The sequence below is a fragment of the Romboutsia weinsteinii genome (assembly GCF_002250835.2).
Classification (GTDB): Bacteria; Bacillota; Clostridia; order Peptostreptococcales; family Peptostreptococcaceae; genus Romboutsia_A; species Romboutsia_A weinsteinii.
In genome coordinates this window covers 1-8,985 of sequence record NZ_NOJY02000083.1, presented here as the reverse complement: position 1 = coordinate 8,985, position 8,985 = coordinate 1, and the positions used below count along the sequence as shown (strand labels likewise).

The 8,985-nt window shown below is 31.1% G+C and carries 9 protein-coding genes and 1 other annotated feature; all 9 genes read right to left on the bottom strand.

The genetic code is table 11. The features are described 5' to 3' along the window. Positions 1-113: 113 nt before the first annotated feature. On the bottom strand, positions 114-761 hold the full coding sequence (gene sigH / locus CHL78_RS18765) for an RNA polymerase sporulation sigma factor SigH (RefSeq protein ID WP_094368500.1): 648 nt from the start codon (positions 759-761) through the stop codon (positions 114-116). 61 nt (positions 762-822) lie between these two features. Then, on the bottom strand, positions 823-1,350 hold the full coding sequence (locus CHL78_RS18760; protein ID WP_094368501.1) for an NYN domain-containing protein: 528 nt from the start codon (positions 1,348-1,350) through the stop codon (positions 823-825). 3 nt (positions 1,351-1,353) lie between these two features. Continuing rightward, positions 1,354-2,088: a 23S rRNA (guanosine(2251)-2'-O)-methyltransferase RlmB gene (gene rlmB, locus CHL78_RS18755; RefSeq protein WP_199534126.1), complete on the bottom strand. Its 735-nt coding sequence runs from the start codon at positions 2,086-2,088 to the stop codon at positions 1,354-1,356. Between the two features lie 12 nt (positions 2,089-2,100). Beyond that, positions 2,101-2,859 carry an FAD-dependent thymidylate synthase gene (thyX, locus tag CHL78_RS18750; RefSeq protein ID WP_094368513.1) on the bottom strand — a complete coding sequence of 253 codons (759 nt, stop codon included), beginning with the start codon at positions 2,857-2,859 and terminating at the stop codon, positions 2,101-2,103. Positions 2,860-2,983: 124 nt separating this feature from the next. After that, positions 2,984-3,379, bottom strand: coding sequence for a Mini-ribonuclease 3 (locus tag CHL78_RS18745; protein WP_094368503.1), 396 nt, complete (start codon positions 3,377-3,379; stop codon positions 2,984-2,986). Positions 3,380-3,381: 2 nt separating this feature from the next. Continuing rightward, positions 3,382-4,779 (bottom strand): cysteine--tRNA ligase, encoded by a 1,398-nt coding sequence (gene cysS / locus CHL78_RS18740; RefSeq protein ID WP_094368504.1) that lies wholly within the window; start codon positions 4,777-4,779, stop codon positions 3,382-3,384. 135 nt (positions 4,780-4,914) lie between these two features. After that, a complete protein-coding gene (locus tag CHL78_RS21020; RefSeq protein WP_094368505.1) occupies positions 4,915-5,067 on the bottom strand; it encodes a hypothetical protein in 153 nt (50 codons plus the stop codon). A 206-nt stretch (positions 5,068-5,273) separates the two neighbouring features. Continuing rightward, positions 5,274-6,755 carry a glutamate--tRNA ligase gene (gltX, locus tag CHL78_RS18735; RefSeq protein WP_094368506.1) on the bottom strand — a complete coding sequence of 494 codons (1,482 nt, stop codon included), beginning with the start codon at positions 6,753-6,755 and terminating at the stop codon, positions 5,274-5,276. A gap of 132 nt (positions 6,756-6,887) precedes the next feature. After that, positions 6,888-8,603: a proline--tRNA ligase gene (locus tag CHL78_RS18730; protein ID WP_094368507.1), complete on the bottom strand. Its 1,716-nt coding sequence runs from the start codon at positions 8,601-8,603 to the stop codon at positions 6,888-6,890. 63 nt (positions 8,604-8,666) lie between these two features. Further along, positions 8,667-8,874: a binding site (T-box leader), on the bottom strand. Between the last annotated feature and the right edge of the window lie 111 nt (positions 8,875-8,985).

Sequence of the window (8,985 nt, the reverse complement as noted above, 5' to 3'; positions counted from 1 at the left end):
TTAACGTGTGGTTTATTTCTTTCAAATTTAGCTTTAGCCATTTTGAAATACCTCCTAGGTTTATGTTATAATTTTCATATGCTTACTATAAGCTTATGGTAAGTATTTTACTATTAATCATTTCTGTTTTCAAGATGTTTTTCCAATTTTCTCTTAACCCTTTGAAGTGCATTATCTATTGATTTTACATCTCTTTCAAGTCTATCCGCTATGTATTGATATGACTTACCATTTAAATATAATTCTAATACTTCTAACTCTAAGTCGCTTAGCAGTTCATTCATCTTAGATTCTATTCGTCTAAGCTCTTCCTTACTTATTATCAGTTCCTCAGGATCTGTCACTATACTTGTTGCTATAATATCTAAAAGAGTTCTTTCTGATTCTTCGTCATATATAGGCTTATTTAGTGATACATAAGAATTTAAAGGTATATGTTTTTGTCTTGTTGCCGTTTTTATTGCAGTAATTATCTGTCTTGTTATGCATATTTCTGCAAAACACTTAAATGAGTTTGTTTTATTCCCATCAAAATCTCTAACTGCCTTATACAGTCCTATCATACCCTCTTGAATTATATCTTCTTTATCTGCTCCTATTAAAAAATACGATTTAGCTTTTGCTTTTACAAAATTTCTATACTTTGTAATAATGTACTCTAATGCTATTTTATCCCCATTACTAGCTTTTAATACTATATCATATTCATCTTGCTGAGAATTATCTATAAAACCATAATCTTTTTCATTTGCTACTAACATGTATATCCCCCCATAAAAAACAATTTCATATGTTTATTATAGTTCAATAAACTTAGTAATTTCAATGGTTTCTACGAATCTTTTCAAGTTTCGACAATGTTTCCTTGTCTAATCGCTCCTCTAGCCAATTTCGTTGAATTTTTTTCCCTGAACTGCTATTTTTCTCTCTTATTTTACTCTTAGCATGGTCCAAATCTAATTTTAGTTCTCTCGCAGATATTCTAGTGGCCCCTTTTCCTAAAATAATTTGCTGTTCTGCGTAGTCGTTTGTTGCAACTTTTACATCATCATACCTAGATAATGTACTAATAAATTTTTCTATATAACTATCTGCAGTTTGATGTTCTCTTGTGTAAACTACTGTTATATGTTTACGCTCCTCAATTTTTTCTCTTGAACTTTTAACATTATATGCATCAAAAACAATAATTGCTTTTCTGCCCGTATATTCTGCATACTCTATCATTTCATTTACAAGCTTTTCTCTAGAATTTTCTAAATCATATTTTGCTATTTCTTTTAGTTCATCCCAAGCATTTATAATATTGTAACCATCAACTATTAAATAGTACTTTATATTTCTTCTCATAGTCTATTTCTTAGATAATCTTTGCCTAAATGTCTCATATAGAAGAATTCCTCCAGCTACTGATGCATTTAGAGATGTTACATTCCCAACCATTGGCATTTTAACTATAAAGTCACAGTTTTGCTTTACTAGTCTTGATATTCCAAATCCTTCACTACCAATTACTACTCCTATTGGACCAGTAAGGTTTTGTTCATAGAATGTTCCTCCATCCATATCTGCAGCTGCAATCCATAATCCTTCTTCTTTTAGTCTCTTTATTGTATTTACTATATTGGTTACTTTACAAACGGGAACATATTCTACAGCACCAGCTGATGCTTTAGCTACAACAGGCGTTATATGTACGGATCTTCTCTTTGGTATTATTACACCATGAGCTCCTACTGCATCTGCAGTTCTTATTATTGATCCAAAGTTATGAGGATCTGTTATTTCATCTAAGATTATAAAGAATGGATCTTCATCTTTGGATTTAGCTGAAGCTATTAAGTCTTCTAGTTCATGGTACTTATATTCACTTACTTGAGCAATAACTCCTTGATGTGAGTGGCTAGTACTTATCTCGTCTAATTTATTTTTATCAACGTATTGCACTACTATGTTTTTGTCTTTAGCCATACCAATGATCTTCTTTATAGATCCTTCTTTAGCTGAGTTAGATATCATTATCTTATCTATTTCTCTATCACCTTTTATTGCTTCTATTACAGGATTTCTTCCTTCTATACTTGCCAATTCTTCCACCGCCTACAAATTCTTAAATTTTTCTCTTACCTGAACTATATTTCCACAAGTCATTTTTCCTTCAGGACAAGGACCTTTAACACATTTTGGTCCGCTATTTTTAAACAATATTGGCGCAACCTCTTTTGCTAATGCTAGCATTTGAGTTGCCATCTCTCTAATTTCCCACTGTGCTCTTTCGCAACATCTATGATCTAGGAAATTATATAAGCTTCTTGTATTCATAGTTAATACCATTTTTGTTTCACATGCATTAGGGAATACATATCTTGCATCCTCTATTGCTGTTTTTGAAGCTTGTCTTTTCGCCTCATTTTCATTTTTTCCAGATTTTATTAAATTATTATAATGTTTTTCAAATAATATATCTACAAGTTTATCATATGACTCTTGATCCTTATTCATCGCATCTATAAACACTTCTCTTGCTTCTTCTATCTCGTCTATTTGTGGAGGAATTATGTACTCAAACTGGTCTAATTTAACATATCTTTGACTTTGTTGTGAAAAACTAGCTATACGATGTCTTACCACTTGGTGAGAACATGCTCTAGAAATACCCTCTACTGCAAATGTAAAACTTACATGTTCTAGTGGCGATTCATGCCCCATGCTTATTAACATGTTTAAAAACTTTTCAATACTTTCATCTGTCAAATTCTTTTCTATGCCTTCAACTCCAACTGGTGAATAGCATAATTTAGCCGCCATAGATATTACCTTTTCAGGTTCTGGTGTGTGAGATAATAATTTTACTTTTATCAATTTAATAGCCTCCTTCAAATTATTTATAACTTCTATTATACCTTAGATATCTATAATAGTTAATAAGTTTTACTTTTATAACATAAAAAGACATTGCCCTTATAAGACAATGTCTTTTATGTTACATATGAGCTTCAACTATTTTGATACCCTTATCAACGATATATTGAAGTCTCTCTTTTTCATTACTTAAATGTAGATATCCAACTAAAGCTTCAAAGCCCGTAGCATGCTTATAATCAATTATATCTGCATTTTTAGGAGAAGTATGTGACTTTTGATTTCTTCCTCTTTTATAAATCCTTATTTCCTCTTCAGTTAATTCGCTTTCTATCTCATGAATTATAGTAGCTTGAGCCTTAGCTTTTACATACTGCACTGCTAATTTATGAAGGTCATTAACTTTTCTATTTACATTTTGCTTTATTAAATACTCCCTTATGCATGATTCATATACAGTATCACCTATATATGCTAATACTAATGGAGATATAGTGATTAATTCTTCTCTAGTCATTATTATACCCTTTTCCACTTAACACCTTGTCTTGTGTCTTCTAAAACTATTCCCATATCTAATAGCTTCTGTCTTATATCATCTGCTAACTGGAAGTTTTTACTTTTTTTAGCATCAGTTCTATCTTGTATTAGCTTTTCTATTTCTTCATCTAATATATCATCATTTTTCTTATTTACTATGTTTAATACACTTGTTAACTCTTTAAACTCACCTAAGCACATTTTAGCAAATTCTAACGAAGACTCTTCATTTACATTAGAGTTTATAAACTTAGATAGCTCAAATATAACACTTATAGCATCAGCAGTATTTACATCATCTTCCATAGCATCTATGAATTTTTGTCTATATCCATTTAACTCAGAAACAAGTGCTTGCTCATTTTGTGTTATAGGACTTTCTTTTAAATTACTTATTGTAAACTCTAACTTTTCTTTAGCATTGTACAGTCTTTCTAATCCAGCTTTAGCTTGGTTTAACATCTCATCACTAAAGTTAACTGGATTTCTATAATGAGCAGATAACATAAAGAATCTTACTATTTCTAAATCATATTGCTTAGATATATCTCTTACTGTAAAGAAATTACCTTTTGATTTACTCATTTTTTCATTATTTATGTTTATATATCCATTGTGTACCCAATATTTTGCAAATGGCTTTCCACTTCTAGCTTCACTCTGAGCTATCTCATTTTCATGGTGAGGGAATGTTAAATCTTGCCCTCCAGCATGTATATCTATAGTTTCACCTAGGTATCTGTTAGACATAACAGAACATTCTATATGCCACCCTGGTCTACCTTCTCCCCAAGGACTATTCCAACCTGGTTCGCCTTCTTTTTTAGACTTCCAAAGTACGAAATCCATTGGGTGTCTTTTTTGATCATTTATTTCTATTCTAGCTCCAGCTTCTAACTCATCTTGCTTTTGCCTAGATAATTTTCCGTACCCTTCAAACTTTTTAGTATCAAAGTAAACATCTCCATTTACCTCATACGCATATCCTTTTTCTTCAAGTTCTTGTACGAATTTTATTATTTGTTCTATATTATCTGTAACTCTTGGGTGTACATCCGCTCTCTTTATTCCCAATCCGTCGGTATCTACAAAGTATTCATTTATGTATTTTTTAGCCACTTCTTCTGGAGCTATTCCTTCTTCATGACCTCTTTTTATGATTTTATCATCAACGTCTGTAAAATTTTGTACATACGTTACATCGTATCCTCTGTACTCTAAATATCTTCTTAAAGTATCAAATATTATAAAAGGTCTAGCATTTCCTATATGAATGTAGTTGTAAACAGTAGGACCACACACATACATCTTAACCTTACCTTCTTCTAATGGGATAAATTCTTCTTTAGTTCTTGTTAATGTATTATATAGTTTCACACTCATCACCTCACTGCATTGTTATAAACTTCCATGTTTATTATATCTTATTATTATAATTGAAAATACAAATAATTAATAGTATTACTATTATATCCTCCGTAATTGAAAAAAATCTATTTTTTTAATTTTTGATTATTCCTGTAAAAATAAAACTTTTTTCTCACTACACTCATCAAATACCTCTTTCGATATTATATTATTATCCTTTAACTCCTTTAGTGCATGTACGTACTCCGAACATAATTCTTTTAGTTCATTTTTCACATCATTTATATTACTATACATAAATACCCCCCTAAAATAAAAACAAATCAAACTAATCTATTTTAATTACCTCTTCAATTGTCCATACTAATATTATTAACTTAGATTACCTTATTACTTATTTATTAAATCTCATGCATAGTAATTCCTTTAGATTCTACCTTAGATATTTTCATCAAATATTTACATAAAAAAAAGCCCACTCTGAAAATAGTGGACTTTTTTAACTATAAAATGTTGTTTTTTACATAAGATATTCTATTTAAACAAATTTCTTTTCCTAAAACTTCCATAGTTTTTGGTAGATCTGGTCCATGCATTTGACCAGTTAGTGTTATTCTAGATCCCATGAATAAGTTTTTGCCTTTTATTCCATGTTCTTTTTGTATTTCTTTAAACATAGCTTTTACGAAACCTTCATCTACAACTTCTGTTTTTTCAATTTTTTCTTGTAGAGCATCTACTAAAGTAGGTATATGTTCTAAGTTTAAAAACTCTCTACATTCTTCAGTTTCTAGTTCAACATTATCTCCGAAGAATATAGATGCATGGTCAGTTATTTCTTTTACATATTGTAATTTTTCTTTAAGAACTGATACCATACCTTTTAAGAAATCATATTTAGTTGTAGCTTCTTCTTCAGTTATAAATCCAGCTTCTACTAAGAATGGTATAGCTAAATCTGTTAAGAATGCATCATCTGCATCTTTTATATAATGTTGGTTAACCCAATTTAATTTTTCCGTATCAAATACTCCACCACTCTTAGATACTCTTTCTACTGAGAAAGCATTCTCTAATTCTTCCATAGTGAATATTTCTTGATTATCTTCTGGAGACCATCCAACTAATGCAACATAGTTTATTAAACCTTCTGGTAAATAGCCTTTCTTCTTGAAGTCTTCAACTGCTACGTCACCATGTCTTTTACTTAACTTTTTCTTTTCTTTGTTAAGTATGTTTGGTAAGTGTACAAATGTTGGAGCTTGCCATCCAAATGCTTCATATAAGTAAACATGTTTTGGAGTTGATGATACCCACTCTTCTCCTCTTATAACATGAGTTATCTTCATTAAATGGTCATCAACTACAACTGCAAAGTGGTATGTTGGGAATCCATCAGTTTTTATTAATACTTGATCATCTAAGTCATTAGTGTTGAACTCAGTTTCTCCTCTTACTAAATCATTAAACTTTATAACGTGATTTTCTGGTAATCTTAATCTTATAACATATGGCTCACCAGCAGCTATTTTAGCTTCTATTTCTTCTTTAGAAAGATCTCTACAGTGACCATCATATCTAGGAGTTTCTCCTGCTGCCTTTTGGTCTTCTCTTACTTGATCTAATCTTTCTTTAGTGCAGAAACAGTAGTAAGCTTTACCAGCATCTAATAATTCTTTTATATATTCTTTATATATATCTAATCTTTCTGATTGGATGTACGGACCATATTCACCCTTTTGAGTTATATTTCCCTTTTCATCTAGTACAACACCTTCAGTGTGGTTAACTCCACCCCAAGCCATACCTGTTAGCATGTTTTCTATTGCACCTTCTACCAATCTAGTTTGGTCTGTATCTTCTACTCTTAATATGTATTCTCCACCCATTTTCTTTGCAAATAAGTAGTTGTATAAAGCAGTTCTTAAACTACCTATGTGAACAAATCCAGTTGGACTTGGAGCAAATCTTACTCTTACGCTCATAATCGTACCTCCTATGATATTAAAAATCTGTGTATAAGTTTATTTTTAATTCTACTTAAGATAGTATATATATCCACAGTTTAAGTCAATTGTTGATAACTTAGTGGACTATATATACTATTCATATTTATATTAACCTAACTTTACGTTATTTTTTACGAATTCAGCTTCTATTTTAGATTTTATTTCATCTAATCCTATTAGTTCTTTTTCTTCTTGATCTCTTAATTTAAATTCAACTTTTCCATCAACTATATCTTTACCAACTGTAATTCTCATTGGTATACCTATTAAGTCTAAATCTTTGAATTTAAATCCAACTCTTTCATTTCTATCGTCTAGCAATACTTCTACACCCATAGCTTGAAGTTCATTGTATATTTTTTCTGCAGCTTCTGTGTGTTCTTCTTTTTTCATGTTAACTGGTACAACAGCTACTTGGTATGGAGCAACCGATAAAGGCCATATTATACCATTTTCATCATTATGTTGTTCTATTACAGCTGCTGCAGTTCTTTCTACACCAATTCCATAACATCCCATTATAATAGGCTTTGATTTACCATCTTTATCTATGTAGTTTGCACCCATAGATTCTGAGTATTTAGTTCCTAACTTGAATATATGTCCAACTTCTACTCCTCTAGCTATTTCTAAAGCACTTTCACACTTAGGGCACTTGTCTCCTTCATTTACATTTCTGAAGTCTCCAACCACACCTTCAAAGTCTCTTCCATGGTTAACATTTTCTATATGGTATCCAGTCTTATTAGCACCAACTATCATGTTGTTTTGTGCTGCTACTTCCTCATCTACGAATAAGTAATCAGTCTTTACACCTATTGGTCCTGCAAATCCTATTTCTGCATTTGTAGCAGCTTGTACCATTGCTTCATTAGCAAGTTCAAATTCTACCACTGAACCTATAGCATTAGCTACTTTAGTTTCATTAACATCTCTGTCTCCTCTTACTACTACTGCTACAGACTTTCCATCAGCATCGTATATTAAAGTCTTTGCAAATCTTCCTGCATGAAGCTTGAAGAATGCTTCTAACTCTTCTATAGTATGTACATCTGGAGTGCTAACTTCTTTTATTTCTTTCATTTCTTCTTTGAATGCTTCGTATTTTACTGATTCTGCCTTTTCCATATTAGCTGCATAGTCACATCCGCTACAGAATACTACATCATCTTCACCAACTTCTGATTTAACCATAAACTCTGCTGATGATGAACCACCTATAGCACCAGAGTCTGCCTGAACTGGACTATGGTCAAGACCACATCTATTGAATATATTTGTATATGCTTCATACATATCTTGGTATGATTTGTCTAAACCAGCTTCATCAATATCAAAACTATAAGCATCTTTCATTGTAAAAGTCTTAGTTCTCATAACTCCGAATCTTGGTCTTCTTTCATCCCTGTACTTTACTTGTATTTGATATAAGTTCATTGGAAGTTGCTTATATGAAGTAACCTCTTGTCTTACTATATCTGTAAATACTTCTTCATGTGTTGGTCCAAGACAGTAATCTCTTTGATTTCTGTCTTTTAATCTGAACATTTCTTCACCCATAGCTGTCCATCTACCTGACTCTTCCCAAAGTTCACTTGGTATTATACCAGCACATAGTATTTCTTGACATCCCTTTGCATTTAATTCTTCTCTAATTATATTTTGTATTTTATTAAATACTCTTATTCCCATAGGTAATTGGTTGTATACACCAGATGACATTTTTTTAATTAAACCTGCTCTTAACATTAATTGATGACTTGTTATCTCTGCATCAGATGGTACTTCCTTTAATGTTGGCATAAACATTCTTGACATTTTCATAACTATTTTCCTCCTATTTATTTTAATTTATTCAATAAAAAAACCTTCCATCTCTATAAATAATATAGAGACGAAAGGTTATATTTCCGCGGTACCACTCTAGTTAGCCATTAGGCTCTCCTTAGGGGGATGTAACGGTCCCTACCGTAAAGACTTTTTTACCGTCTTTATGCTAGAAGATTGGTTCAAAATTTTCCTCTTAGAAACTCTCAGCATTGTTTCCTCTCTGTTAAGATTTCAACTTTTACTACTTCTTCATCCTTGCAATTTTTTATGTATTAAGTATTTCCACTAAATTTAGTTTTTATTTAATATTAATAATATATTATTTAATATTACTTGTCAACGTTAATCAGTAAACATATACTTTGTGCTGATATAC

Coding starts and splice junctions, on each gene's coding strand:
- CHL78_RS18760 (WP_094368501.1), bottom strand. CDS start 1,350: ATGAGAAGAAATATAAAGTACTATTTAATAGTTGATGGTTACAATATT.
- sigH (WP_094368500.1), bottom strand. CDS start 761: ATGTTAGTAGCAAATGAAAAAGATTATGGTTTTATAGATAATTCTCAG.
- gltX (WP_094368506.1), bottom strand. CDS start 6,755: ATGAGCGTAAGAGTAAGATTTGCTCCAAGTCCAACTGGATTTGTTCAC.
- CHL78_RS21020 (WP_094368505.1), bottom strand. CDS start 5,067: ATGTATAGTAATATAAATGATGTGAAAAATGAACTAAAAGAATTATGT.
- CHL78_RS18730 (WP_094368507.1), bottom strand. CDS start 8,603: ATGAAAATGTCAAGAATGTTTATGCCAACATTAAAGGAAGTACCATCT.
- CHL78_RS18745 (WP_094368503.1), bottom strand. CDS start 3,379: ATGACTAGAGAAGAATTAATCACTATATCTCCATTAGTATTAGCATAT.